This is a genomic window from Sporolactobacillus laevolacticus DSM 442 (assembly GCF_000497245.1).
In the GTDB taxonomy this organism is placed as follows: Bacteria; Bacillota; Bacilli; order Bacillales; family Sporolactobacillaceae; genus Sporolactobacillus; species Sporolactobacillus laevolacticus.
Map to the genome: position 1 here is coordinate 22,097 of NZ_AWTC01000020.1, position 25,671 is coordinate 47,767.

At 45.4% G+C, this 25,671-nt stretch carries 32 protein-coding genes, 1 pseudogene and 1 other annotated feature; all 33 genes and pseudogenes read right to left on the reverse strand.

Features of this window, described 5'->3' with window-relative positions; genetic code table 11:
• Positions 1 to 11 precede the first annotated feature (11 nt).
• On the reverse strand, positions 12 to 374 hold the full coding sequence (rplR, locus tag P343_RS34260) for a 50S ribosomal protein L18 (protein WP_023511442.1): 363 nt from the start codon (positions 372 to 374) through the stop codon (positions 12 to 14).
• A gap of 38 nt (positions 375 to 412) precedes the next feature.
• Positions 413 to 949: a 50S ribosomal protein L6 gene (rplF, locus tag P343_RS34265; protein WP_023511443.1), complete on the reverse strand. Its 537-nt coding sequence runs from the start codon at positions 947 to 949 to the stop codon at positions 413 to 415.
• 27 nt (positions 950 to 976) lie between these two features.
• Positions 977 to 1,375 carry a 30S ribosomal protein S8 gene (gene rpsH, locus P343_RS34270; RefSeq protein WP_023511444.1) on the reverse strand — a complete coding sequence of 133 codons (399 nt, stop codon included), beginning with the start codon at positions 1,373 to 1,375 and terminating at the stop codon, positions 977 to 979.
• A gap of 33 nt (positions 1,376 to 1,408) precedes the next feature.
• A complete protein-coding gene (locus P343_RS34275) occupies positions 1,409 to 1,594 on the reverse strand; it encodes a type Z 30S ribosomal protein S14 (RefSeq protein WP_010024562.1) in 186 nt (61 codons plus the stop codon).
• 14 nt (positions 1,595 to 1,608) lie between these two features.
• Complete coding sequence (rplE, locus tag P343_RS34280) at positions 1,609 to 2,154, reverse strand: 50S ribosomal protein L5 (RefSeq protein ID WP_023511445.1); 546 nt, start codon at positions 2,152 to 2,154, stop codon at positions 1,609 to 1,611.
• A 29-nt stretch (positions 2,155 to 2,183) separates the two neighbouring features.
• The gene (rplX, locus tag P343_RS34285; RefSeq protein ID WP_031264214.1) at positions 2,184 to 2,492 is read right to left on the reverse strand and encodes a 50S ribosomal protein L24; all 309 of its coding nucleotides are present in this window, start codon (positions 2,490 to 2,492) and stop codon (positions 2,184 to 2,186) included.
• 44 nt (positions 2,493 to 2,536) lie between these two features.
• Positions 2,537 to 2,905 carry a 50S ribosomal protein L14 gene (gene rplN / locus P343_RS34290; protein WP_023511447.1) on the reverse strand — a complete coding sequence of 123 codons (369 nt, stop codon included), beginning with the start codon at positions 2,903 to 2,905 and terminating at the stop codon, positions 2,537 to 2,539.
• 41 nt (positions 2,906 to 2,946) lie between these two features.
• A complete protein-coding gene (gene rpsQ / locus P343_RS34295; protein ID WP_023511448.1) occupies positions 2,947 to 3,219 on the reverse strand; it encodes a 30S ribosomal protein S17 in 273 nt (90 codons plus the stop codon).
• A 16-nt stretch (positions 3,220 to 3,235) separates the two neighbouring features.
• Positions 3,236 to 3,439, reverse strand: coding sequence for a 50S ribosomal protein L29 (gene rpmC, locus P343_RS34300; RefSeq protein WP_023511449.1), 204 nt, complete (start codon positions 3,437 to 3,439; stop codon positions 3,236 to 3,238).
• On the reverse strand, positions 3,429 to 3,863 hold the full coding sequence (rplP, locus tag P343_RS34305) for a 50S ribosomal protein L16 (protein ID WP_023511450.1): 435 nt from the start codon (positions 3,861 to 3,863) through the stop codon (positions 3,429 to 3,431). Before rplP ends, rpmC begins: the two co-directional genes overlap by 11 nt.
• A gap of 2 nt (positions 3,864 to 3,865) precedes the next feature.
• A complete protein-coding gene (rpsC, locus tag P343_RS34310) occupies positions 3,866 to 4,525 on the reverse strand; it encodes a 30S ribosomal protein S3 (protein WP_023511451.1) in 660 nt (219 codons plus the stop codon).
• Positions 4,526 to 4,528: 3 nt separating this feature from the next.
• Positions 4,529 to 4,870: a 50S ribosomal protein L22 gene (gene rplV, locus P343_RS34315; RefSeq protein ID WP_023511452.1), complete on the reverse strand. Its 342-nt coding sequence runs from the start codon at positions 4,868 to 4,870 to the stop codon at positions 4,529 to 4,531.
• Positions 4,871 to 4,887: 17 nt separating this feature from the next.
• Positions 4,888 to 5,169 (reverse strand): 30S ribosomal protein S19, encoded by a 282-nt coding sequence (rpsS, locus tag P343_RS34320; protein WP_023511453.1) that lies wholly within the window; start codon positions 5,167 to 5,169, stop codon positions 4,888 to 4,890.
• A gap of 37 nt (positions 5,170 to 5,206) precedes the next feature.
• A complete protein-coding gene (gene rplB, locus P343_RS34325) occupies positions 5,207 to 6,040 on the reverse strand; it encodes a 50S ribosomal protein L2 (RefSeq protein WP_023511454.1) in 834 nt (277 codons plus the stop codon).
• Between the two features lie 28 nt (positions 6,041 to 6,068).
• Positions 6,069 to 6,359 carry a 50S ribosomal protein L23 gene (rplW, locus tag P343_RS34330; protein WP_023511455.1) on the reverse strand — a complete coding sequence of 97 codons (291 nt, stop codon included), beginning with the start codon at positions 6,357 to 6,359 and terminating at the stop codon, positions 6,069 to 6,071.
• Entirely contained in the window at positions 6,359 to 6,982 is a 624-nt protein-coding gene (gene rplD / locus P343_RS34335) for a 50S ribosomal protein L4 (RefSeq protein WP_023511456.1), read from the reverse strand. Before rplD ends, rplW begins: the two co-directional genes overlap by 1 nt.
• 17 nt (positions 6,983 to 6,999) lie before the next feature.
• Positions 7,000 to 7,638, reverse strand: a complete 639-nt coding sequence (gene rplC, locus P343_RS34340) for a 50S ribosomal protein L3 (protein WP_023511457.1) — start codon at positions 7,636 to 7,638, stop codon at positions 7,000 to 7,002.
• Between the two features lie 30 nt (positions 7,639 to 7,668).
• A complete protein-coding gene (rpsJ, locus tag P343_RS0119240; protein WP_010024543.1) occupies positions 7,669 to 7,977 on the reverse strand; it encodes a 30S ribosomal protein S10 in 309 nt (102 codons plus the stop codon).
• Between the two features lie 292 nt (positions 7,978 to 8,269).
• The gene (tuf, locus tag P343_RS34345) at positions 8,270 to 9,457 is read right to left on the reverse strand and encodes an elongation factor Tu (protein ID WP_023511458.1); all 1,188 of its coding nucleotides are present in this window, start codon (positions 9,455 to 9,457) and stop codon (positions 8,270 to 8,272) included.
• Between the two features lie 147 nt (positions 9,458 to 9,604).
• Positions 9,605 to 11,683, reverse strand: a complete 2,079-nt coding sequence (gene fusA / locus P343_RS34350) for an elongation factor G (protein ID WP_023511459.1) — start codon at positions 11,681 to 11,683, stop codon at positions 9,605 to 9,607.
• Between the two features lie 27 nt (positions 11,684 to 11,710).
• Complete coding sequence (gene rpsG, locus P343_RS34355) at positions 11,711 to 12,181, reverse strand: 30S ribosomal protein S7 (RefSeq protein ID WP_023511460.1); 471 nt, start codon at positions 12,179 to 12,181, stop codon at positions 11,711 to 11,713.
• Positions 12,182 to 12,209: 28 nt separating this feature from the next.
• The gene (rpsL, locus tag P343_RS34360; protein WP_023511461.1) at positions 12,210 to 12,623 is read right to left on the reverse strand and encodes a 30S ribosomal protein S12; all 414 of its coding nucleotides are present in this window, start codon (positions 12,621 to 12,623) and stop codon (positions 12,210 to 12,212) included.
• Positions 12,624 to 12,721: 98 nt separating this feature from the next.
• Entirely contained in the window at positions 12,722 to 12,973 is a 252-nt protein-coding gene (locus tag P343_RS34365) for a 50S ribosomal protein L7ae-like protein (protein WP_023511462.1), read from the reverse strand.
• A gap of 83 nt (positions 12,974 to 13,056) precedes the next feature.
• A complete protein-coding gene (gene rpoC, locus P343_RS34370; RefSeq protein ID WP_023511463.1) occupies positions 13,057 to 16,683 on the reverse strand; it encodes a DNA-directed RNA polymerase subunit beta' in 3,627 nt (1,208 codons plus the stop codon).
• Positions 16,684 to 16,844: 161 nt separating this feature from the next.
• Positions 16,845 to 20,366, reverse strand: a complete 3,522-nt coding sequence (gene rpoB, locus P343_RS34375; protein ID WP_023511464.1) for a DNA-directed RNA polymerase subunit beta — start codon at positions 20,364 to 20,366, stop codon at positions 16,845 to 16,847.
• Positions 20,367 to 20,534: 168 nt separating this feature from the next.
• Complete coding sequence (locus tag P343_RS34380; protein WP_023511465.1) at positions 20,535 to 21,131, reverse strand: class I SAM-dependent methyltransferase; 597 nt, start codon at positions 21,129 to 21,131, stop codon at positions 20,535 to 20,537.
• 133 nt (positions 21,132 to 21,264) lie between these two features.
• A complete protein-coding gene (gene rplL, locus P343_RS34385) occupies positions 21,265 to 21,627 on the reverse strand; it encodes a 50S ribosomal protein L7/L12 (protein WP_023511466.1) in 363 nt (120 codons plus the stop codon).
• A gap of 64 nt (positions 21,628 to 21,691) precedes the next feature.
• On the reverse strand, positions 21,692 to 22,195 hold the full coding sequence (gene rplJ, locus P343_RS34390; protein ID WP_023511467.1) for a 50S ribosomal protein L10: 504 nt from the start codon (positions 22,193 to 22,195) through the stop codon (positions 21,692 to 21,694).
• A 55-nt stretch (positions 22,196 to 22,250) separates the two neighbouring features.
• Positions 22,251 to 22,395 (reverse strand) — a sequence feature (ribosomal protein L10 leader region).
• Between the two features lie 63 nt (positions 22,396 to 22,458).
• A complete protein-coding gene (rplA, locus tag P343_RS34395) occupies positions 22,459 to 23,151 on the reverse strand; it encodes a 50S ribosomal protein L1 (protein WP_023511468.1) in 693 nt (230 codons plus the stop codon).
• A 103-nt stretch (positions 23,152 to 23,254) separates the two neighbouring features.
• Positions 23,255 to 23,680: a 50S ribosomal protein L11 gene (rplK, locus tag P343_RS34400; RefSeq protein ID WP_023511469.1), complete on the reverse strand. Its 426-nt coding sequence runs from the start codon at positions 23,678 to 23,680 to the stop codon at positions 23,255 to 23,257.
• 198 nt (positions 23,681 to 23,878) lie between these two features.
• Positions 23,879 to 24,415 carry a transcription termination/antitermination protein NusG gene (gene nusG, locus P343_RS34405; protein ID WP_023511470.1) on the reverse strand — a complete coding sequence of 179 codons (537 nt, stop codon included), beginning with the start codon at positions 24,413 to 24,415 and terminating at the stop codon, positions 23,879 to 23,881.
• Positions 24,416 to 24,467: 52 nt separating this feature from the next.
• On the reverse strand, positions 24,468 to 24,665 hold the full coding sequence (gene secE, locus P343_RS34410; protein ID WP_023511471.1) for a preprotein translocase subunit SecE: 198 nt from the start codon (positions 24,663 to 24,665) through the stop codon (positions 24,468 to 24,470).
• A 311-nt stretch (positions 24,666 to 24,976) separates the two neighbouring features.
• Positions 24,977 to 25,603, reverse strand: a pseudogene (gene sigH / locus P343_RS34415) (RNA polymerase sporulation sigma factor SigH); the annotation flags it as partial.
• Positions 25,604 to 25,671 lie beyond the last annotated feature (68 nt).

Sequence of the window (25,671 nt, forward strand, 5' to 3'; positions counted from 1 at the left end):
CCTCCTTAATCTTAAAATTTAAGTCCTGCTTCCCGGGCGCCTTCGGCTACTGCCTTAACACGTCCGTGATAAAGATAACCGCTTCGGTCAAACACTACCGTGTCAATACCTTTTTCCAAAGCACGTTCGCCGATCAATTCGCCGACTTTTTTGGCTGCTGCAACATCGCTGCCTTTTTCAAGATCAAATGCTTTATCAATCGATGACGAAGATACAAGCGTTACACCCTTCGCATCATCAATCAATTGCGCATATATATTCTTGGAAGAACGAAAAACATTTAAACGCGGACGTTCTGCTGTACCCACGATGCGGTGGCGCACATGAAGATGTCTTTTTTGACGAAGCGCGTTTTTGTCTTTTTTTGTAATCATACAGTCCGTCGCTCCTTTCTAGTAGAAATTGAAATGAATTACTTACCTGTTTTGCCTTCCTTGCGGCGCACTTTCTCGCCTTCGTAGCGAATACCTTTACCCTTATAAGGTTCCGGTGAGCGTACGGAACGAATGTTTGCGGCAACTTCGCCGACACGCTGTTTGTCAATTCCACTGACGGAAACTTTGTTATTGCCTTCAACAGCTAATTCAATTCCTTCTTCAGGAACGATTTCTACCGGGTGAGAGTAGCCAACATTTAAAACCAAGTTATTGCCTTGTTTGTTGGCACGATAACCAACGCCGACAAGTTCCAGATTCTTAACGAAGCCTTTCGTCACGCCTTCAACCATATTGCTGATCAAACTGCTCGTCGTACCGTGCAGAGCTTTGTGCTGGTTTGAGTCATCTGGTCTTTCAACTTTTATTTCATTGTTTTCTTGCTTGATGATCATGTCCGGGTGGAACTTCCGGGATAATTCACCTTTAGGGCCTTTGACTGTTACAGTCTGGCCATCAATCGTAACCGTCACACCATCAGGAACGGCAGTCGGTCTTAAACCAATACGAGACATTAGGACACCTCCATTCTTGTTTGCTAATTACCAAACGTAAGCGAGCACTTCGCCGCCAACTTTTTGCTGACGTGCTTCTTTATCCGTAATAATACCTTTTGACGTTGAAACAAGAGCAATACCAAGGCCGCCAAGAACTCTCGGCACCTCATCGGCTTTCGCATAAACGCGAAGGCCCGGCTTGCTGATTCTCTTCAATCCAGAAATAACACGTTCTTTATTACCACCGTATTTCAGAATCAAGCGAAGCACACCTTGTTTGTTATCTTCAATGTACTCCACGTCTTTGATAAATCCTTCGCGTTTCAGGATCTCAGCAATCTCCTTCTTGATTCTGGAACCTGGCAACTCAATCTGTTCATGGCGAACAATATTGGCGTTACGAATGCGGGTCAGCATATCTGCAATTGGATCTGTCATGACCATGCAAATCGACCTCCTTCCCTATCACTTAAAATTTTACCAGCTAGCTTTTTTAACACCTGGGATTTGTCCTTTATAGGCAAGTTCGCGAAAACAAATTCTGCATAATTTGAATTTCCTAAGAACCGAATGAGGACGTCCGCAGCGTTCACAGCGTGTGTATTCCTGCACTTTGAATTTTTTTGGGCGATGTGATGATACAAGCATTGATTTTTTTGCCAAAATTCATATCCTCCTTACGATTTTTTAACGAACGGCATGCCTAGCAATGTAAGCAATTCTGCAGCTTCTTCATCAGTGTTTGCTGACGTAACGATAACAATGTCCATACCGCGCACTTTATCAACCTTGTCATAATCAATTTCAGGGAAGATTAATTGTTCGCGGATACCTAGCGTATAGTTGCCGCGGCCATCAAATGCTTTCTTTGACACACCACGGAAGTCACGTACACGAGGAAGTGCAACAGTGACCAGCTTATCAAGAAAGTCATACATGCGTTCTTTCCTGAGTGTTACTTTCGTACCAATCGCAACACCTTCACGAAGTTTGAATGCAGCGATGGATTTCTTTGCGCGTGTAATTACTGGTTTCTGGCCGGCTAAAGCGGTCAGATCTTCAACAGCGCTGTCCAGGACTTTGGAGTTCTGGACTGCTTCGCCAACACCCATATTAATGACTACTTTTTCGATTGCTGGCACCTGCATAACAGATGTATAGTTAAACTTTTCAACTAAGGCCGGAACAACTTCCTTGTCGTACTTTTCTTTGAAACGGCTCATGTATTTACCTCCTTTCACAGACAATCAGCTTACTCGATGACTTCGCCTGATTTTTTAGAAACACGTACTTTTTTTCCGTCTACTATTTTATGACCCACGCGTGTAGGTTCATTTGTTTTTGGATCAAGCAGCATAACATTTGATACGTGAATTGGCGCCTCGTGTTCGAGGATGCCGCCTTGCGGAGCTGCCTGGCTCGGTTTCGAATGCTTTTTGACGATGTTGACACCTTCAACAAGCACACGTTCCTTCGCCGGGTAAGCTGCAAGAATCACACCTTGTTTGCCTTTATCCTTGCCGGAAATGACTTGAACCTTATCGCCTTTTTTCACATGCAGTTTTGCCATGTTAAATGCCACCTCCTTTTCCTGACCATTCAGAATTACAATACTTCCGGTGCAAGAGACACGATTTTCATAAATTGTCCGTCACGTAATTCACGGGCAACTGGCCCAAAGATACGCGTGCCACGTGGGCTTTTGTCTTCCTTGATCAAAACAACAGCGTTCTCGTCAAAACGGATGTAAGAACCGTCAGTACGTCTCACGCCATGTCTCGTACGAACGACAACTGCTCTCACAACTTCGCCCTTCTTGACAACGCCACCTGGTGTTGCTTGTTTTACCGAAGCAACGATTACATCGCCGATATTTGCTGTCTTGCGGCCTGATCCTCCCAGAACCTTAATGGTCAGGACTTCACGGGCACCTGAATTATCGGCAACTTTCAAACGGCTTTCCTGCTGAATCATACAGTGCAACCTCCCTTCGATCTTCGGACGTGTCCGACAGATCAGATAATAACGGATTCCTCAACGATTTTCACAAGACGAAAACGTTTATCTTTCGAAAGCGGGCGAGTTTCAACGATTTCAACGATATCGCCGACTTTAGCCTGATTATTTTCATCATGTGCTTTGAATCTCTTAGAATATTTCACGTGCTTTCCATAGAGACGGTGGTTCTTATAGGTCTCAACTAACACAGTAATGGTCTTTTCCATCTTGTCTGAAACAACACGACCGACCAGAACTTTTCGCGCGTTATTGCGTGCTTCTTCTGCCATTCAGATAACCTCCTTCTCAGCCGTTTTGAACATTCAATTCACGTTCACGCAAAATCGTTTTTGCGCGAGCAATGGATTTGCGGACTTCACGAATGCGAGCCGGATTTTCCAATTGTCCGGTAGCGAGCTGGAAACGCAGATTAAATAATTCTTCCTTCAAGGACTTAACGTTTTCTTCAACTTCAGCAGTGGTCAAATTACGAATTTCCTCAGCCTTCATTTGCGTCACCACCCACTTCTTCACGTTTCACGAATTTCGTTTTAATTGGCAATTTGTGGCTTGCAAGTCTTAAAGCTTCGCTTGCCACTTCTTCACTTACACCGCCGACTTCAAAAAGAACACGGCCTGGTTTTACAACAGCCACCCATCCTTCAGGAGCACCTTTACCGGAACCCATTCGGACATCAAGAGGTTTCTTTGTGTATGATTTTTGCGGGAAAATTTTGATCCACACTTTACCGCCACGCTTCATAAAACGTGTCATTGCAATACGCGCTGCTTCAATCTGGCGGCTCGTAATCCAAGCGGATTCAAGCGCCTGTAATCCGTATTCACCGAAAGTTACCGAAGCGCCGCCTTTTGTCTGACCACGCATTCTGCCGCGGTGCTGTCTGCGATACTTTGTACGTTTAGGCATTAACATAATTATTTGCCTCCTTCCTTCTTTGTCGTTCCTTTCGTCGGAAGGACTTCTCCGCGATAAATCCATACTTTAACACCGATCTTGCCATATGTGGTATCAGCTTCTGCTGTCCCATAATCAATGTCGGCACGCAAAGTATGAAGCGGAACAGTTCCTTCACTGTAATCCTCTGTACGCGCCATGTCTGCGCCGCCAAGGCGTCCGGCACATTGCGTCTTAATACCCTTTGCGCCTGCTCTCATTGCTCTTTGCAGTGTTTGCTTCTGTGCACGTCTCCATGAGATACGGCCTTCCAGCTGGCGAGCAATATTTTCAGCAACAAGTTTTGCATCAAGATCAGCTTGTTTAATTTCAAAAATATTAACGTGTACACGTTTGCCAGTAAGATCGTTCAGCGCTTTCCGAAGATTTTCAACTTCAGAGCCGCCTTTACCGATGACCATGCCTGGTTTCGCCGTCTTAATAGTTACGTTAATCCGGTTCGCAGCACGTTCCAGTTCAATGCCGGAAACAGCAGCGCCTTTCAGCTTCTTTTCGATATATTGACGGATTTTGATATCTTCATGAAGATATTCCGCATATTCTTTATCAGCATACCATTTGGATTCCCAATCGCGAATGACTCCGATTCTGAATCCAATAGGATTAATTTTTTGACCCACGCGTTATCCCTCCTTCTTTTCCGATACAATAATTGTAATGTGGCTGGTACGTTTGTTGATCTTGCTCGCACGTCCCTGGGCGCGTGGGCGGAAGCGTTTCAGTGTAGCTCCTTCATCAACAAACGCCTGCTCTACATACAAGGTATCTGTATCCATATCATAGTTATGTTCCGCATTGGCAACAGCAGATTTCAGTACTTTTTCAATGATCGGTGATGCTGCTCTTTGTGTGTTTTTCAACACAGCGAAAGCATAGCCGACATCCTTGCCCCTGATAAGATCAATCACAAGACGCGCCTTACGAGGAGCAATACGAATTTGTTTAGCGATAGCTTTTGCTTGCATCATAGTTCCTCCTTTCGTTAGCGTGCACTTGTTTTCTTATCGGAAGCAACGTGTCCGCGATAAGTTCTAGTCGGAGCAAATTCTCCGAGTTTATGTCCTACCATGTCTTCCGTAACGTACACCGGCACGTGCTTGCGTCCGTCATAAACGGCAATGGTATGGCCGATAAATTCAGGGAAAATGGTCGACCTGCGGGACCAGGTTTTAACGACTCTTTTTTCGTCTTTTTCATTCAACGCAACGACTTTTGTCATCAGGTGATCATCGACAAAAGGTCCTTTTTTCAGGCTTCGGCTCATGAGTAGGCCTCCTTCCAAATAAACTATTTATACGCACTTATTTCTTCTTGCGGTGTCTGATAATAAACTGTTCAGAAGCATTTTTCTTGCTACGTGTCTTGTAACCCATTGTTGGTTTGCCCCATGGTGACATTGGCGACTTGCGTCCTACAGGAGCTTTACCCTCACCACCACCATGCGGGTGATCGTTCGGGTTCATTACAGAACCACGGACGGTTGGGCGAATGCCTTTCCAGCGAGAACGGCCCGCTTTACCAACAGAAACAAGTTCATGTTCAAGGTTGCCAACCTGGCCGATTGTGGCGCGGCATGTTTCAAGCACCATACGCACTTCACCTGAAACCAGACGAATCAGCACGTATTTGCCTTCTTTACCAAGGATCTGAGCGGATGTACCTGCTGAACGCACGAGTTGTCCGCCTTTTCCAGGTTTTAATTCGATATTGTGAATCGTGGTACCAACTGGAATGTTCTTCAAAGGAAGTGCATTTCCGACTTTGATGTCAGCGTCAACGCCAGACATGATTTCAGTCCCCACTTGAATGCCTTTTGGTGCGAGGATGTAACGTTTTTCTCCATCCACGTAATGAACAAGGGCAATGTTTGCCGTACGGTTCGGATCATATTCGATTGTCGCGATCCGGCCAGGTACGCCGTCCTTATTACGTTTGAAGTCAATAATACGATATTGACGTTTGTGGCCGCCGCCTTGGTGGCGAACCGTTAATCTACCTTGGTTGTTTCGGCCGGCTTTTTTAGGAAGCGACGTTAACAATGACTTTTCCGGCGTATCCGTTGTAATTTCTGCGAAATCCAATGATGTCATGTTTCTGCGACCGTTGGATGTCGGTTTGTACTTTTTAAGTGGCACGATCAGTAACCTCCTTCTTTAATATTCCTTATTCGCCTTCGTAGAAGTTAAGTTCTTTACTTTCCGGCGTCAAAGTGACAATGGCTTTTTTGCGGTTATTTGTATAGCCTGAATAGCGGCCGTAACGTTTTGGCTTACCTTTTACGTTCAACGTGTTGACTTTAACGACTTTCACATCAAAGATGGCTTCTACTGCACGTTTGATCTCAGACTTGTTTGCCTTTGTATCAACGTCGAATGTGTATTTCTTATCGGCCATCTGGTCAGTCGTACGTTCAGTCAGCACGGGGCGCTTTATAATATCGCGAGGATCCTTCATTATCCAAGCACCTCCTCAAGCTTTGCCGCAGCTTCTTTGGTGACAATCAACTTGTTGTGTGCAACAACGTCAAGTACATTGACTTCGTTTGCAGCAAGCACCTTAACACCAGGAATGTTGCGGGATGACAAAACGGCTGTTTCGTCAACATCATTTGTTACAATCAATGCCTTTTCTGATACAGACAGGTTGTTCAGTAAAGCGACAATTTCTTTTGTTTTCGGAGCTTCAATTGTGAGTGCGTCCAGTACAATCAGGTCGTTGTCTCCAGCTTTTCCTGACAGTACCGACTTAATTGCCAATCGGCGCACTTTCTTAGGCAGTTTGTAAGCGTAGCTGCGTGGAGTCGGTCCGAATACCGTACCGCCGCCGACCCATTGCGGGGAGCGAATGGAGCCTTGACGTGCGCGGCCAGTTCCCTTTTGTTTCCACGGCTTGCGGCCACCGCCGCGTACAGCAGAGCGATTTTTTACAGCATGTGTTCCTTGGCGTTGGGATGCCTGTTGCATGACAACTGCTTGGTAAACGACATGTTCATTTGGTTCGATGCCGAATACAGCGTCTGCCAGTTCGACAGCTCCGACTTCAGCGCCTTTTTGATCAAATACAGTTAATTTTGGCATGGAAGCGTCCTCCCTTCTTATTTAGCTTCTTTTGCTTTAAGTGCAGATTTTATTGTAATATAGCTTTTCTTAGCGCCCGGTACATTACCTCTGATGAGGATCAATTTCCGTTCCAGATCAACTTTGGCAATCACGAGGTTTTCAACCGTTACGGTTTCTCCACCCATGCGTCCTGCCAGTTTCTTGCCTTTAAAAGTATGGGCCGGATCGATAACACCCATGGAACCTGGACGACGGTGGTAACGTGAACCGTGAGTCATTGGTCCGCGAGATTGGTTATTTCTCTTAATCGGTCCCTGATATCCCTTACCTTTTGACGTTCCTGTTACATCAACAACGTCTCCGGCTTTGAATGTATCTGCGGCAACTACATTACCTAATTCGTAGTCGTCTAAATTTACATTACGGATTTCTTTAATGAAGCGCTTAGGTTCGGCTTTAGCTTTTTCAGCGTGTCCTTTTGCCGGTTTGGTAATTCGAGAAGCTTTTGCATTATCAAAACCGATCTGTACGGCTTCGTATCCATCCGTTTCAACGGTCTTCTTCTGAAGAACCACATTGTCGGATACATCGACAACCGTAACAGGAATCACATCGCCGTTTTCAGCAAAAATCTGTGTCATGCCGATTTTCTTGCCTAAGATTCCTTTGCTCATCCGTAACACCTCCTGTTTGTTCTAAATGAATTATAATTTGATTTCAATGTCGACACCTGAAGGCAGATCCAGTCTCATCAACGAATCTACTGTTTGAGGTGTAGGCTCAACAATATCAACTAAGCGTTTGTGTGTACGCATTTCGAATTGTTCACGTGAATCCTTGTATTTGTGTACCGCACGTAAAATCGTATAAATCGATTTTTCTGTAGGAAGCGGAATCGGTCCGGATACTTTTGCACCTGAACGTTTTGCCGTTTCCACAATTTTTTCAGCGGATTGATCCAAAATACGATGATCATATGCCTTTAAACGAATGCGAATCTTTTGCTTTGCCATGTTGTATTCCCTCCTTTTTTCGTCCATTTTTCAAAAATAGACTTGCTCCACGAAAATTTCCAGATAGCCCGCCTTGGCAAAGGAGCCGGGTGTATCTGCAACCTCTCGCATCATTGCCAAAAAACCAACTTCACTATTATACCTAAATAATAGGCACATAGCAAGGCGAACCACCACTTTTTTCAGTGACTGTTACATTATAAAGAGTTTTTCATTAAAGATCAATTAATAAATACAATTTAAAAGGGTAAAAAAAAGAACCCCCCGAAGGGAGTTCTTTTTAATCAAGCAATTATTCAACGATTTCAGATACAGAGCCGGCGCCTACCGTACGGCCGCCTTCACGAATAGAGAATTTCGTTCCCTGTTCGATAGCGATCGGTGCAAGCAGATCAACGTCCATTTCAACGTTGTCACCAGGCATTACCATTTCAGTTCCTTCTGGAAGAGAGATAGTACCTGTTACGTCAGTCGTCCTGAAGTAGAATTGCGGACGATAGTTAGTGAAGAAAGGAGTATGGCGTCCGCCTTCTTCTTTTTTCAGTACGTAAACTTGCGCTTTGAATTTCTTGTGTGCTGTAACGGTACCTGGTTTAATCAAAACCTGGCCACGTTCAATGCCTTCACGGTCAACACCACGGAGCAGTGCGCCAATGTTGTCGCCGGCTTCAGCGAAGTCCATCGTTTTACGGAACATTTCAACACCCGTAACAGTGGACTTCTTAGGAGCGTCAGTCAAACCAAGGATTTCAACTTCGTCACCGATTTTAACCGTACCACGTTCAACACGGCCGGTAGCAACCGTACCACGACCTGTGATCGAGAATACGTCTTCGACAGGCATCATGAATGGCTTGTCATTTTCACGGACAGGAGTTGGGATGTATTCGTCAACAGCATCCATCAGTTCAAGGATGTGTTTTTCTTCTTCAGGATCGCCTTGCAATGCTTTCAAAGCAGAACCTTTGATTACAGGAACATCGTCACCTGGGTAGTCATATTCGCTGAGAAGGTCACGAACTTCCATTTCAACGAGTTCAAGAAGTTCAGGATCGTCAACCTGGTCAGTCTTATTCAGGAAGACAACGATCGCAGGAACACCTACTTGGTTTGCAAGCAGAATGTGTTCGCGAGTCTGAGGCATCGGGCCGTCAACAGCAGAAACAACGAGGATACCGCCGTCCATCTGAGCAGCGCCGGTGATCATGTTCTTTACATAGTCAGCGTGTCCTGGGCAGTCAACGTGTGCATAGTGACGTGCATCAGTTTCATATTCAACGTGAGCCGTTGAAATCGTGATACCACGTTCACGTTCTTCAGGAGCACCATCGATGGAATCATAAGCACGTGCCTGAGCTTTACCTGATTTCGCCAATACGGTTGTAATAGCAGCCGTCAGAGTTGTTTTACCGTGGTCAACGTGACCAATTGTACCGATGTTAACATGCGGTTTTGTACGTTCATAATGTTCTTTAGCCATGGATTGTATTATCCTCCTTTAATTCAATAGAAAGTTTAAAATTTATATGCAGTAAGAAAGTTGGCAAGCTTATGCCATCTTCCCTAGCTTACAATAAAACAAATGGTGTGACAATTATTTTATCAAGCGGGCAAAACTTTCAAATCATTATTCTCCAGTTGCCTTCTTGATAATTTCCTCACTGACACTCTTCGGCACTTCTTCATAGTGGTCGAATTGCATCGTGAATGTTCCACGGCCCTGAGTAGCCGAACGAAGGTTCGTTGCATAGCCAAACATTTCTGCCAGAGGAACATGGGCACTTACAACCTGAACGCCTTGGCGAGCTTCCATACCGTCAACGCGTCCGCGGCGGCTCGTGATATCACCCATAATATCTCCTAAATATTCTTCAGGCATGCTGACTTCCACTTTCATGATTGGTTCAAGAATGACTGGCGCGCAGACACTTTTAGCGGCTTTCAACGCCATTGAAGCTGCAATCTTGAATGCCATTTCACTGGAGTCGACATCGTGATAGGATCCATCAACGAGGCTTGCTTTCACATCGATCAGCGGATAGCCGGCAAGCAATCCGTTTTGCAGTGCGTCTTTAAGTCCTACTTCAACCGCAGGGATGTATTCGCGAGGAACCACACCACCGACGATCTTGTTTTCAAATACGAATCCTTCGCCTTCTTTTTGCGGTTCGAATTCGATCCAAACGTGACCGTATTGACCACGTCCACCGGACTGACGAATAAATTTACCTTCGGCTCTGCCGGCTTTTGTCAGCGTTTCACGATAAGCAACCTGCGGGTTACCTACGTTCGCGTCAACTTTGAATTCACGGCGCATACGGTCAACGATAATGTCGAGGTGAAGCTCACCCATACCACCGATAATGGTTTGGCCTGTCTCTTCATCAGTATGCGTTTTGAAAGTAGGATCTTCTTCAGCAAGCTTTGCAAGAGCGATACCCATCTTATCCTGGTCTGCTTTCGATTTCGGTTCGATAGCAACGTGGATAACCGGATCAGGGAATTCCATTGATTCAAGAACAATGAGGTTATTCTCATCGCACAGTGTATCTCCGGTTGTTGTATTCTTCAAACCAACTGCTGCCGCAATGTCACCGGAGTAAACCTTTTTGATTTCGCTACGGTGGTTAGCATGCATTTGAAGAATACGTCCCATACGTTCGCGGTTATCTTTTGTTGAGTTCTGTACATAAGATCCCGCTTCGATCGTTCCTGAGTATACTCTGAAGAACGTAAGTTTACCAACAAATGGGTCCGTCATAACTTTAAATGCCAATGCTGCGAATGGTCCGTCATCATCAGCAGGACGCAAAGCTTCTTCGCCTGAATCCGGCAAAGTACCTTTAATCGCAGGAACATCGAGTGGTGACGGTAGGTAATCAATGCAGGCATCCAAAACATGCTGTACACCTTTGTTCTTAAAGGCAGTACCACACAGTACCGGATAGAATTTAACTGCACAAGTCGCTTTACGAATTGCCGTTTTCAATTCTTCTACAGAGATTTCTTCACCATTCAGGTATTTTTCCATGAGTTCGTCATCTACGTCCGCAACGGCTTCGATGAGTTTTTCATGGTATTCTTCGGCTTGTTCCTTGTATTCAGCAGGAATCTCTTCTGCATCTACAATTGATCCTTGGTCATCTTCATAGACATAAGCCTGCATCGTTACCAAGTCAATTTCACCTTGATAGTTGTCTTCGGCACCCATTGGCAACTGAATCGGATGAGCATTGGCTTGAAGGCGTTCATGCAAAGTCTTGCAAGAATAAAGGAAATTTGCGCCGATTTTGTCCATCTTGTTAACAAATACAATTCTTGGTACGCCATAAGTCGTCGCCTGACGCCAAACGGTTTCCGTTTGAGGTTCAACGCCGGATTGTGCGTCAAGAACCGTCACCGCACCATCAAGTACACGAAGTGAACGTTCTACTTCAACGGTGAAGTCCACGTGTCCCGGGGTGTCGATAATGTTAATACGATGGTTCTTCCATTGCGCAGTCGTCGCCGCGGATGTAATAGTAATACCGCGTTCCTTTTCCTGATCCATCCAGTCCATTTGTGAAGCCCCTTCATGGGTTTCACCAATTTTGTGGATACGTCCGGAATAGAAGAGGATACGCTCAGTTGTCGTCGTCTTGCCGGCATCAATGTGCGCCATGATACCGATATTGCGCGTCTTTTCCAAGGAGAATTCCCTTGCCATGGTTTTCTCTCCTTCCTATTAGTTATCTTACCAGCGATAATGTGCAAAAGCTTTATTAGCTTCAGCCATTTTGTGCATATCTTCGCGTTTCTTAACAGATGCGCCTGTATTGTTCGATGCATCGATAATTTCATTAGCCAAACGTTCAACCATCGTTTTTTCTCCACGAAGTCTTGAATAGTTGACCAAGTAGCGAAGTCCTAAAGTCGTGCGACGTTCAGGACGAACTTCAACCGGCACCTGATAGTTAGATCCGCCGACACGGCGTGCTTTAACTTCAAGTACTGGCATAACGTTCTTCAATGCCTGTTCGAACACTTCCATAGGTTCTTGATTTGTGCGTTCTTTGATCAGATCAAATGCCTGATAGAGAATGGTTTGTGCCTTTCCCTTTTTTCCGTCTTCCATAATCCGGTTGATCAGACGAGTGACCAGTTTGGAATTATAAAGTGGATCAGGCAGTACATCGCGTCTTTCGACAGGGCCTTTTCTAGGCATGTTAATTCCTCCTCCCAGTTAGTAGTGATTAAGCCTTAGGTTTCTTTGCGCCGTATTTCGAGCGGCCTTGCTTACGGTCAACAACACTAGCCGTATCCAGAGCACCGCGGATAATATGATAACGCACACCAGGGAGGTCCTTCACACGTCCGCCGCGAATCAGAACAACACTGTGTTCCTGTAGATTGTGGCCGATTCCCGGAATATAAGCATTGACTTCAATGTTGTTTGACAGACGAACACGGGCATATTTACGAAGCGCAGAGTTTGGCTTCTTAGGTGTCATCGTGCCAACACGGGTGCACACGCCCCTCTTTTGTGGAGCGAAATCATCAGTCAACGATTTCTTGAAACTGTTGTAACCACTGTTCAACGCAGGAGCCGTAGACTTTCTGATTTTTGACTTGCGTCCTTGACGAATTAATTGATTAATTGTAGGCATTTACCTGTTCCTCCTTCCGATTTTCTAAACCCACTGATCCAGGCGGTTCTTTTCTCGCGCAAAAAAGTGTTTTTGCAAGATTTTCTCTTGCAAAAACATCATTTTTTTATCGCAACAGCCGATGCTCCGACTTCAATGCCGCAAGCCTGGCCTAATTTCTTCATTGAGGCCACAGTGCTCACAGGCACTTTCAATTCTTCCGCAAGTGTCAGTACTTTATTGGTGACTCGAACGTCAGCATCTTCAGCTATGATAACCTCTTTAACTCGGTTCTCTTTCAAAGCTTTAATTGCCTGTTTCGTGCCAATAATGATTTCGTCCTTTGATTGTGTCACTTTTTCATAAGACATCACCGTGCATCCTCCAAAGTAACAAGTGTAAAAGAACACTCAGATATAATAGCACCGGCGATTGACTATTGTCAATGGCGGAATCAACTTTCTTGTTTGATCAATGCTTCTGCCGGTTCAGCGTTTGTATCTGTTCCTTCTACACTATCTTCAGTTTCTACCACAACATTGCGATACTTCGGCATCCCTGTTCCCGCAGGAATCAGTTTACCGATAATAACATTTTCTTTCAATCCAAGCAATTCATCAACCTTGCCCTTGATAGCAGCATCCGTCAGCACGCGTGTTGTTTCCTGGAATGAAGCGGCAGACAGGAAGGAATCTGTTTCAAGCGCTGCTTTGGTAATACCGAGCAGTACCGGATGTCCGGTAGCCGGCATTTTACGATGAAGCAGTACATCACGGTTGTCGTCCTTAAAGCGGTGGATGTCAACAAGTGCTCCCGGCAATACGGAAGTATCACCACTGTCAATGACACGAATCTTGCGCATCATTTGGCGCACCATAACTTCAACGTGCTTGTCGCCGATTTCTACACCCTGCATACGGTAAACTTTCTGAACTTCACGAAGCAAGTAGTTTTGTACGCCTTGCAATCCGACAACGTGGAGCAATTCTTTTGGATCAATTGATCCTTCATTGATCGCTTCACCGGCTTTAATTTCACTGCCTTCGCCGACCTTCATGCGTGCACTAAGCGGAACAGTATAGTTTCTTGTTTCCATTGAACCCTTGATAACGACTTCTCGCTTATCTTTCAGTTCACTGATCGATGTGACGGTTCCCTCAATTTCCGAAATGACAGCTTGCCCTTTCGGATTTCTCGCCTCGAACAATTCTTGGATACGAGGGAGACCTTGAGTGATGTCGTCTCCAGCCACACCACCGGTATGGAACGTACGCATCGTCAGCTGGGTACCAGGTTCACCGATCGATTGAGCCGCGATAATACCAACAGACTCACCCACTTCAACTTCAGAGCCTGTTGCCAAGTTCCGGCCGTAGCATTTCTTGCAGACACCGTGTCGTGTTTCACAAGTAAATACTGTACGGATTTCAACTTCTGTGATTCCTGCTTCAACAATTTTCGACGCGATATCTTCAGTGATCAGCCCGTCTTTCTCAACCAGCACTTCATCTGTGTCCGGATGATATACGATCTGATTCGCCGTACGGCCAACCAATCGATCATAAAGACTTTCAATTTCTTCGTTTCCTTCACGGATTGCATGAACAACAATGCCGCGGTCCGTTCCGCAATCGTCTTCCCGGACAATAACGTCCTGGGCAACGTCAACAAGACGCCGAGTCAGATAACCTGAGTTTGCAGTCTTGAGTGCTGTATCGGCAAGTCCTTTTCGAGCACCGTGCGTTGAGATGAAGTATTCCAACACGGTCAAACCTTCACGGAAACTTGAGATAATCGGCAATTCAATAATACGGCCGGATGGATCGGCCATCAGTCCACGCATACCGGCAAGCTGTGTAAAGTTCGAAGCATTTCCTCGGGCCCCAGAGTCACTCATCATAAAGATTGGGTTCGTCTTAACCAGGGAGTTCATCAGCTTAGACTGAATCGTGTCTTTCGCGTCACTCCAGATGCCGACAACGCGTTCATAGCGTTCATCTTCGGTGATCAAGCCTCTGCGGAACTGTTTTGTTACTTTCTGTACGTTCTCTTCGGCTTCATCCAGGATTTCTTTCTTCTCAGGAAGCACGATAACGTCGGACACACCGACCGTTATGCCGGCCTTCGTTGAATATTGGAATCCAAGTGCTTTTAGACGATCAAGGAACTTAGAAGTTTCTGTAACTTTATAGCTTTTGAATACTTCTGCAATGATATGTCCCAGATAACCTTTTTTGAACGGCGGAATTTCTTCACGGGACGCGATTTCCTTTGGAATATCGGAGCCCATCGGAACAAAGAATTTGTCCGGAGTCGCCACTTGAAGATTTTGATCCGTTGGTTCATTAATATACGGAAACGCTGGTGGCAGAACGTGATTGAAAATCAGCTTGCCTGCCGTCGTCAGCAAATATTGCTTGTTCTGCTCTTCTGTGAACGTTGGATTATGTGTTGCAGCAGCAGGAATCGCAATACGTGAATGCAAGTGTACATAGCCATTGTAATAGGCGAGCATCACTTCATTAACGTCCTTGAAAATCTTACCTTCGCCAACAGCGCCTTTACGTTCAAGCGTTAGATAGTAGTTACCAAGCACCATATCCTGAGATGGCGTAACAATTGGCTTTCCGTCTTTAGGATTCAAGATATTTTGTGCGCCAAGCATCAGCAAGCGGGCTTCTGCCTGTGCTTCAGCAGAAAGCGGCACGTGAACGGCCATCTGGTCACCATCAAAGTCCGCATTGTATGCAGTACATACAAGCGGGTGAAGACGAATCGCGCGTCCTTCTACTATTCTCGGTTCGAAAGCCTGAATACCTAGTCGGTGCAGCGTTGGGGCACGGTTCAGCAATACAGGATGCTCTTTAATCACATCTTCAAGAACACCCCAAACATCAGCATGGATCTTTTCCACCTTACGCTTCGCACTCTTAATGTTGTTTGCGATGCCACGGCTAACCAGTTCTTTCATGACAAATGGTTTGAACAGTTCCAAAGCCATTTCTTTCGGCAATCCGCATTGATACATCTGCAATGTTGGGCCAACGGCAATAACGGAACGACCTGAATAGTCGACACGTTTTCCCAGAAGGTTCTGGCGGAAGCGGCCTTGTTTTCCCTTTAACATGTGGGAAAGTGATTTCAGCGGTCTGTTACCGGGTCCGGTAACCGGACGGCCACGACGGCCGTTATCAATAAGTGAATCGACCGCTTCCTGCAGCATACGTTTTTCGTTTTGGACAATAATACTTGGCGCACCAAGTTCAAGAAGGCGTTTAAGACGATTGTTCCGGTTAATAACTCTTCGATAAAGGTCATTAAGATCGGAAGTTGCGAAACGACCGCCATCAAGCTGAACCATTGGACGCAGTTCAGGAGGAATAACAGGCAGCACATCAAGAATCATCCAAGATGGTTCGTTTCCAGATTCGCGGAATGCTTCAACCACTTCAAGCCTTTTTACCGCACGGGTTCTTCTCTGGCCTTGAACACTTTTTAATTCCTCCTGCAGTGCTTCCGATTCTTTGTCCAAATCGACATCCTGAAGAAGTTTTTTAATTGATTCTGCGCCCATACCAGCTTTAAAGGCGTTGCCGTACTTTTCACGGTAACTGCGGTACTCTTTTTCAGACAGCAGCTGTTTTTTCTCAAGCGGAGTATCTCCCGGTTCAGTCACTACGTAAGATGCAAAGTAGATGACTTCTTCCAAAGCTCTCGGGGACATATCCATCAAGAGGCCCATACGGCTTGGAATACCTTTGAAGTACCAAATGTGAGAAACCGGAGCCGCAAGTTCAATGTGGCCCATGCGTTCTCTGCGGACCTTCGCACGTGTCACTTCAACACCGCAACGGTCGCAAACGACGCCTTTGTACCTGACGCGTTTATACTTTCCGCAGTGGCATTCCCAGTCTTTAGTCGGCCCAAAAATCCGTTCGCAGAAAAGGCCGTCCTTTTCTGGCTTCAATGTTCGATAATTGATTGTCTCCGGCTTCTTGACTTCGCCATGAGACCAGGACCTGATTTTATCAGGTGACGCTAAACCAATCTTCATAAACTCAAATTTATTGACATCCAGCAAGGGGGCAACCTCCCTTATATTTTCAGTGTCTGGCATAAGTGCCATCGCTTTAGTTCACCGAGTTGTTGTATGTTGGGCGGTGTGCACAGAATCGAAAGAACCGTCATTCTTGTCTTCCGATCCTCCTCATCGCGCCTTATAAGAGGTTGATTCAATGGTACTCAGACTTGCACGTTCAGGCTGTCATCTAGTGTCTCTTCTTCGTCCTCGAGTTCTTTGATGACAATTTCTGAATGATCGGAATCAAGAACCTTAACATCCATGCCAAGGCTTTGGAGTTCCTTAATCAGTACCTTGAATGATTCAGGCACACCTGGTTCAGGCACATTTTCACCTTTGACAATAGATTCATAAGTCTTCACACGACCGACAACATCATCCGATTTAACAGTCAGAATTTCTTGGAGTGTGTGCGCTGCGCCGTAGGCTTCGAGCGCCCAAACTTCCATTTCACCAAAACGCTGACCACCAAACTGTGCTTTACCACCGAGCGGCTGCTGAGTAACCAATGAGTATGGGCCTGTTGAACGTGCGTGCAGCTTATCATCAACCATGTGCGCCAGCTTGATCATATACATGACACCTACTGATACGCGGTTATCAAATGCTTCACCCGTACGTCCATCGTAAAGCACGGTCTTGCCGTCTCGTGACAATCCAGCTTCTTCAAGCGTGCTCCAGACATCTTCTTCTCGTGCACCGTCAAATACCGGTGTTGCAATGTGGATACCCATTTCGCGAGCAGCCATACCAAGGTGAAGTTCCAGCACCTGACCAATGTTCATACGTGAAGGTACACCCAGTGGGTTAAGCATGATATCAAGCGGACGTCCGCTTGGCAGGAACGGCATATCTTCCTCAGGAAGGATTTTGGAAATGACACCTTTGTTTCCGTGGCGTCCAGCCATTTTATCTCCTTCGTGAATTTTACGTTTCTGAACGATATACACGCGGACAAGTTCGTTCACACCTGGCGGCAGTTCATCGCCGGCTTCACGTGTGAAAATCTTGACATCATGAACAATACCGCCACCGCCATGTGGAACCTTCAGCGATGTATCACGTACTTCACGTGCTTTTTCACCGAAAATTGCATGGAGTAAGCGTTCCTCTGCGGTAAGTTCCGTAACCCCTTTTGGTGTTACTTTACCGACGAGAATATCGCCATCGCGTACTTCAGCACCGATACGAATAATACCACGATCATCCAAGTTCTTCAGTGCATCTTCGCCTACATTAGGGATGTCACGGGTAATGTCTTCCGGCCCGAGTTTCGTATCACGGGCGTCAGATTCATATTCTTCAATATGAATAGAAGTGTACACATCATCTTTTACAAGTCTCTCGTTCATGATGACGGCATCTTCATAGTTATATCCGTTCCAAGTCATAAAACCAACAAGAACGTTACGGCCTAGCGCGAGTTCGCCTTCGTCCATCGAAGGGCCATCTGCGATGATTTCGCCTTTATCAACGACCGTGCCTTTTTCAACAATCGGTTTTTGGTTGTAGCACATGCCTTGGTTTGAGCGTTCGAATTTCGAGAGCTTATAAGAAACTACATCGCCCTCAGTTTCATGTCCGTCAATCGTTTCCAATGTACGGATTTTGATTTGACGTGCAGAAACATATTCAACGCGTCCACGGAATTTCGAACGAATAGCAGCACCTGAGTCACGAGCTGATACATATTCCATACCCGTTCCAACAAGTGGCGCTTCCGGACGAAGCAGTGGAACGGCCTGACGCTGCATGTTAGCGCCCATCAAAGCACGGTTTGAGTCGTCATTGGCTAGGAATGGAATACATGCCGAAGCGACTGAGACAACCTGCTTTGGCGACACGTCCATGTAGTCAACACGATCTTTATGAACAACCAAGTTCTCGCTACGGAAGCGCGCGAGAATGTGGTCATCCAGAAATTCGCCGGCTTCACTCAGTTCAGCGTTTGCCTGAGCAACAACATAGTTATCTTCTTCATCAGCCGTCAGGTAATCAATATGCTCAGTTACCCTTCCCGTATCCGGATCTACGCGGCGATACGGTGTTTCAATAAAGCCGTATTTATTCACTCGCGCATAGCTGGATAGCGAGTTGATCAAGCCGATGTTCGGTCCTTCAGGCGTTTCAATTGGGCACATACGTCCATAGTGAGAGTAGTGAACGTCACGCACTTCCATGCCGGCGCGCTCTCTTGTCAAACCGCCAGGTCCAAGGGCAGACAGCCTACGTTTATGGGTCAATTCGGCCAGAGGGTTGGTCTGATCCATGAACTGTGAAAGCTGTGAACTGCCGAAGAATTCCTTAATAGAGGCGATAACCGGTCGAATATTGATTAGCGCCTGAGGAGTGATACTGTTCGTATCTTGAATCGACATGCGTTCACGAATCACACGTTCCATTCGCGATAACCCGATACGGAACTGATTTTGCAGCAGCTCGCCAACGGATCTGAGACGACGATTACCCAGGTGATCGATATCATCGGTATCACCGATTCCATGAAGCAAATCAAAGAAATAGTTGATCGAGGAAAGAATGTCGGCCGGCGTGATGTGCTTGATTGATCGGTCAATCACGCAGTTGCCCATAATGCTGACCACTTTTCCCTTATCTTCATCAAGTGGTGAGTAGACATTGATTTTCTGAACATTAATCGTCTGTCCCGCAATAACACCTTCAGTTGGTGTATAGTCCACAAATCCCAACTTTTTCTCGATCGTCGGCAATAGGCGGTCGAGTGTCCGGCGGTCAAGTAGCGTTCCTTCATCAGCAACGATTTCTCCGGTTTCCGGATCAACCAGTTTCTCAGCGAGTCTCTGATTAAACAATCTGTTTTTGATGTGAAGCTTCTTGTTCATTTTATAACGTCCGACATTCGCCAGATCATAGCGCTTTGGATCAAAGAACCGTGCTTCGAGCAAGCTCTTCGCGTTTTCTACAGTCGGCGGTTCCCCCGGGCGCAGACGTTCGTAAATTTCAACAAGCGCCTTATCCGTGCTGTCGGTGTTGTCTTTTTCCAAAGTATTTCTCAGATACTCGTCATCACCTAGAAGATCGATAATCTCCTGATCTGTGCTGAATCCAAGAGAACGCAAAAGAACCGTTACTGGCACTTTCCTTGTACGGTCGATTCTTACATAGACGACGTCTTTTGCGTCTGTCTCATATTCAAGCCATGCGCCGCGGTTAGGGATAACCGTTGCGCCAAAGCCTTTCTTACCATTCTTATCGACTTTCTCGTTGAAGTAGACACTTGGCGAGCGAACAAGCTGAGAAACAATAACACGTTCCGCTCCATTGATAATGAACGTCCCAGCCTCTGTCATCAGAGGGAAGTCACCCATGAATACTTCCTGTTCTTTCACTTCGCCAGTCTCTTTATTGATCAGCCGAACTTTAACGCGCAGTGGTGCGGCATAAGTCACATCACGCGACTTTGATTCGTCAACTGAATACTTTGGTTCTCCCAAACTATAGTCGACAAATTCCAAGATAAGATTTCCCGTAAAATCTTCCACCGGAGAAATATCCTGAAACATTTCTCGGATTCCTTCGTCAAGGAACCACTGATAGGAGGCGGTCTGAATTTCAATAAGATTAGGGAGTTCCAGCACTTCTTTAATCCGAGCGTAGCTCCTGCGTTGGCGGTGGCGTCCGTATTGTACGAGTTGACCTGTCAACTATTTCACCCCTCAAATCAAGCATATTGAAAAAATCGGCAAACCGAACATCTGAGCTTACCGCAGTCCAAAAATTATTTGATTAGTTTTCCCTAAAAAAGGGATCCCTATACCTACAAATAGATCAATGTTAGCATTAAGACATAATATCATAGACAATATTTGTTGTCAAACTTTTTTTGCGCAAAGAATATAATATCCTTTTTTCTTAGCGACAACATCGACACGGCCATACAGAGTCTGCAGCATCTTTAGTGCAGATGGTGCGCCCTGTTTTTTTTGAATCACAATCCAAAGCTCACCTTGTGATTTTAAGAATTGATGGGCTTCAGTAAAAATTTGCTGGACAACACGCTTTCCGGCACGGATTGGCGGATTAGTGACGATCGCAGCGAAATCGCCGGATACCCGTTCGAACAAAGAACTTTGAAATACAACTGCCTCCACTTGATTGTCCTTAACGTTTTTCTCGGTAAGCGCCACCGCGCGTTCATTAATATCGACCATTGTTACTCTCCGAGTGGGAAATGACTTCGCTAGCGTAATCCCTATCGGGCCATATCCGCATCCCATATCCAATAGATCTCCCGGAACGGCCGGCTCGCGAAACGTTTCGATCAGCAATTTCGAGCCAAAATCAATCGCATTCTTTGAGAAAACACCCGCATCGGTCGTAAAAATTAGATCTAGACTGCGTAATGTTGTTTTTAGGAAATGCGGGTTGCTCTCCACATGGGGGTGTTCCGAATAATAGTGTTCATTCATAAATCTCATTCCCTCTGAAAGTCGGACATTTATTATCCATAAGCAAGTTACAAGCTGCAATCAAAATTCATTCTATAACATACTTTTCCGAGAAAAAGAAAAGGCCCGCGCAAGCGCGGGCCTTAGCAAGAACTTATTTCAGTTCTATTTTTGCGCCTACTTCTTCGAGTTTGCCTTTAATTTCTTCGGCTTCTTCCTTAGCAGCGCCTTCTTTTACAGGGCTTGGAGCACCGTCAACAAGTGCTTTTGCATCTTTCAGGCCAAGACCTGTGATTTCGCGGACAACTTTGATAACCTTAATCTTTTGAGCGCCTGCGTCAGCAAGAATAACATCAAATTCTGTTTGCTCTTCTGCTGCTGCGGCACCTGCACCAGCCTGAACAGCTACCTGAGCTGCTGCAGTTACACCAAATTCTTCTTCAATTGCTTTAACGAGATCGTTCAATTCAAGAACGGACATTTCTTTAATCGCGCCAATGATTTCTTCTTTAGTCATTGTATATAATCCTCCTCATTATTCGTTTTGTTTTAACAAACTTCTTTAAACAATTTTCTTAAAGTTAAGCTTCTTGTTCTTTCTGTTCGGCAACGGCTTTGACACCCAAAGCGAAGTTGCGGATTGGAGCCTGAAGAACGTTGGCCAGCATAGAAAGAAGAGCTTCTTTCGATGGCAGTTCTGCAAGAGCCTTGATTTCATCAACCGAAGCAAGTTTGCCTTCGATGACACCTGCTTTAATTTCAAGAGCTTCATGATCCTTTGCAAAGTTGTACAATACCTTTGCTGGAGCAATAACGTCTTCTTTGCTGAATGAAACGGCAGTTGGTCCCGTCAGTGCTTCGTCAAGTTCTGAAAGGCCGGCAATAGCTGTCGCGCGGCGTGCAAAAGTGTTTTTGTATACTTTATAGTCCACGTTTGCTTCTCTCAGCTGTTTGCGCAGTTCCGTAACTTCTGCCACAGAAAGTCCGCGATAGTTAACAACGATCGTTGCCACACTGTCTTTTAACTTTCCGGCAATTTCATCAACGACTTTCTTTTTTTCTTCTAAGACTTTTTCGTTACTCATGGTTCTTCGCACCTCCTCGTTCGCATTTTATCCGTATCAGTTTTCCCCCACTTTTAGGCCCATCAAAAAAGCCCTCTGTCCGGAGACACGAGGGCGCGATCTATCAAACCAAAAGTTATCAAGAATTTGCTAAACCTCGGCCGGGATAATTTAAGCATGTACAATGCCCCTGCTGTCTACGGTTGTTCATTCAATTTATACAACACAAAACATTATATTGAGTTCGACACGGTCTGTCAACCCGAATTTCTCAAATGCTTTGTTTATCTTACAGAAGCAGTCGAAATCTTCACGCCAGGTCCCATCGTTGAAGAAATCGCAATATTCTTCAGGTAGGTACCCTTAGCTGCAGCTGGTTTAACCTTCACAAGCGTATCAATCAGCACCTTGAAGTTTTCAACCAGTTTTTCGTCTTCAAATGATACCTTGCCGATCGGAACGTGAACGTTGCCGTCTTTCTGAGCGCGGTATTCAACTTTACCTGCTTTGATTTCTTTAACAGCTTTATCAACATCAAAGGTTACCGTACCCGTCTTCGGGTTTGGCATCAGGCCCTTAGGTCCGAGCACACGTCCGAGACGGCCGACCTGAGCCATCATGTCCGGTGTCGCAACGACTACGTCAAAGTCAAACCAGCCGCCGCTAATTTTTTCTACATATTCTGCTTCACCAACGTAATCTGCTCCGGCAGCTTCCGCTTCCTTCGCTTTTTCACCCTTGGCGAATACGAGAACGCGCTGTGTTTTACCTGTACCGTTTGGCAGTACAACAGCACCGCGAACCTGTTGGTCATTTTTTCGTGTGTCAACGCCCAAACGGACAGCGACATCAACAGATTCATCAAAACCAGCAGAAGCGATTTTCTTCACCAAGCTAACGGCTTCGTCGATATCGTATGCTTTTGCACGATCAACTGCTTTAGCTTGTTCTTGATACTTTTTACCCTTTTTAGCCATTTGAATTCCTCCTTCGTGGTATTAACGGTTTGTATATGACCTCCCACCAACCATAAACAAAAAGACACGGACAAAACATCTGTTTTATCTGTGTTGTGCCTGATCAGTCTTCGACAACGATACCCATGCTGCGCGCAGTTCCTTCAACCATGCGCATCGCAGATTCAACATTTGCCGCATTCAGATCGGGCATTTTCAGTTCGGCAATCGCACGTACTTTATCACGTTTGATCGTCGCAACTTTTTTCGTATTCGGCGTGCCTGAACCGGATGGAATGCCGGTTTCTTTCTTAAGCAGAACGGCAGCCGGCGGTGTTTTTGTGATGAACGTAAACGAACGGTCTTCATAAACAGTAATAACAACCGGAATGATCAGACCTGCTTGATCTGATGTCCGAGCGTTGAATTCTTTACAAAAGCCCATAATGTTAACGCCCGCCTGGCCCAATGCCGGACCAACTGGCGGAGCCGGATTTGCTTTTCCTGCTGGAATTTGCAGCTTAACAAGCTTAATTACTTTCTTTGCCATGAGAGCACCTCCCTACACAATTTGTGGTACGGGTCTTCCCCTCCCACTCCTACATTACCTCTATGGCTTATTACACTTCATGTGACTTGCGATGGTGAGATCGGATTAAATCATACAAACATCAAGATTATACAATCGGCAGTCACAAATTGCAAGGATTGATCAGACAACTTTTGCGTTTACCCGTCAAAAATTTACTTAATCAAGTTTCTTAACCTGATTGAAATCAAGTTCAATCGGTGTTTCGCGTCCAAACATATTCACATGAACTTTCAGCTTACTTTTTTCTTCATCGATGCTCTCTACGCTTCCGATAAAGTCGGCAAATGGACCTTCTTTCACTTTAACTTGCTCTTTCAAAGCGAAATCGACATCGGTGACCCGTTCCTTGAGTCCCATTTGCTTGAGGATTGAATCAACCTCATCTGGCAGAAGCGGAATCGGTTTTGATCCGGCACCTGTTGATCCGACAAATCCTGTGACGCCCGGCGTATTTCGAACCACATACCAGGAATCGTCGGTCATGACCATTTCTGTCAGGACATAGCCAGGAAAAACCTTGCGCATTGCTGTTTTCTTCTGACCATTCTTAATCTCGGTTTCTTCTTCCATCGGTACAAGAATGCGGAAGATTTTATCCGCCATGCCCATGGATTCAACCCTTTTCTCAAGGTTGGTTTTTACTTTGTTTTCATAGCCCGAGTATGTGTGAACAACATACCAGTTCTTTTCCATATCTTTCTTCCTCCAAATGATTGACTGTTCGCCCGTTAGCGGGAAAAATCAATCATTGATTTGTGATCACGCGCAGAAGCTGGGAGATTCCCAGATCGATGACAACAAAAAAGAGAGCCAGGAAGATAACAGTCACGATTACCGTAACTGTGTACCTCAGCATTTCCTTGCGTGTCGGCCAAGTAATTTTTTTTGATTCAGCGACAATATCTTGGAAAAATTTTCCGGTTCCTTTGATAATGCTAGCCATAGCGTGTTACCTCCGCTAATCAGATAATTTCGGTGTCCGTTGCATTGTATTTGTCTTGCAATTTCAAAAAACTTTATGGATTTGCTCCATATTTCTTTTTCCCAGTTCTTTCTCTGAGACGCTAACTCATTTTCTTCGTTGCGAGCTGCGAAAGAAACTGCTCACATTTTTTTTACAAAAGAAAGAAAGGCGAAAATCCGCCTCTCTTGTTGTTCGTCATATACTGCGTTCACTGTATCACAAAGGATATAGCCTGTCAATAAAGCAATATGGAGCAGGTTGATACAGATTCATAGGCTGAATTCTTGAAGCTGCATGCAATGCTCGAGTTTTCTCTTCACACGCTGCAAAGCATTGTCAATTGATTTCACGTGACGTTTTAAATCAACAGAAATCTCCTGGTACGTCCTTCCATCAAGGTATTGCCTCAAAACCTGCCGTTCTAAATCGCTCAGAACACGTGAAAGTTTCTCCTCAATGTCATCGTACTCTTCACGGCTGATCAACATCTGCTCTGGGTCTGTTGATTGAGTCTCGCAAACGACGTCCATCAATGTGCGTTCGGATTCTTCGTCATAAATCGGTTTATCTAAAGATACATAGGAATTGAGAGGAATATGCTTTTGGCGGGTCGCCGTTTTGACGGCCGTGATCATCTGCCGCGTGATGCACAATTCCGCGAACGCCTTAAACGAGGCGAGCTTGTCCCCCCTGTAGTCGCGGATCGCCTTAAAAAGTCCGATCATGCCTTCCTGGATGATGTCTTCCCGATCCGCACCTACAAGAAAATAAGCTTTCGCTTTGGCGCGAACAAAGTTCTTATATTTAAAAATGAGATACTCCAGGGCCTGGTTATTTCCTTCATGAACCGCTTTCAAGATTTCTGCGTCATCTAGCGAAACAAATGCTGCATTTGCCTTAACTGGATCATAACTCATCTTTAATCCCCCCGAGCACAATGATGCCTTTTGTTAGAACATTATACATTAGAATTTTTTAAATCGTC